Genomic DNA, 918 nt, shown 5'->3' on the forward strand with positions numbered 1-918 from the left:
CCTGGATCCACTGGTCACGGGACCACCAGCACGGCACCCGCGCCTCCGCGCCCTCCGCCGGGTCCGGGGTCCAGGACTTGCCCGTGCGCGCACGGGGAGTGTGGGCCTCGGTCACCGGGAACCGCTGGGCGCCGCGGCGCATGCTCCGACGACGGGCGGGGGTTGCGGGGGTTTGTGCCCCCACCAACCCCCGTGCCTCCAATGGGGATAATGGGGTTAGCGGCGTCGCTAAGTCTGCTGGTAGCCTAGACATAGCAACACCTCGATGGGTGCTTTAGCTGGTGTCTCATGAGGAACTTTCGTTGCTATCGGAACACCGTCAGTTGTCCAGACGGAACGGTGTTCGAGACTTTGAAGGCGGTCCCTGGCGGGGGGCCGCCTTCAGTCATGTGCGGGCGGGTATTCGTATTGGGGTAGATCGAGGCTCCGTGCTGCTTGAGCGACGATCCACCATGACATGCTCACGTCGTCCTGCGCCGCAGCGGAGCGGATGGCGGTTTCCACTTCCTGCGGGATCTGGATGACGAGGGGAACCATAGGCCCCAAGGCGCGAGGTATGCGGCGCGCCCCCTTGTCAGTCATGTGACAAAGTATGCCCCATGATTCTGCATTCGTACACAAACCGCCGCTGGTGTGTCGCCAGGCAGTCCAAAAACAGGAATCAGCTGACGGTGCGCAAGGCGTTCCAGTCGGTGGTGTAGCCGGGGGAGAGGGCTGCCTGGTGATTGTCCCAGGGCTTGGGGGCGCTGGTCGCGGATCGTCCCAAGCCGACCGTGCCGGTGCCGAACCGGGTGTTGACGGCGTCGATTAGGGACCCGATGGGCGCTGTGGTGGGGGCGGTACCGGGCAGGGGCGCGGCAGCACCGGTGTCGGTGAGCTCCAGGCACATCACCCCGGCGCGCATGTACGGGATCCCGT

General features: G+C 65.7%; 1 protein-coding gene. It reads right to left on the reverse strand.

Going from position 1 to position 918, the window contains the following annotated elements; translation table 11 throughout:
- Positions 1 to 661: 661 nt before the first annotated feature.
- The coding region (locus RF646_RS13305; protein WP_368836238.1) for a DUF4113 domain-containing protein at positions 662 to 918 on the reverse strand (257 nt) is incomplete at its 5' end.

Origin of the sequence: Kocuria sp. CPCC 205261 (genome assembly GCF_040981025.1) — a bacterium.
Taxonomy (GTDB): domain Bacteria; phylum Actinomycetota; class Actinomycetes; order Actinomycetales; family Micrococcaceae; genus Kocuria; species Kocuria marina.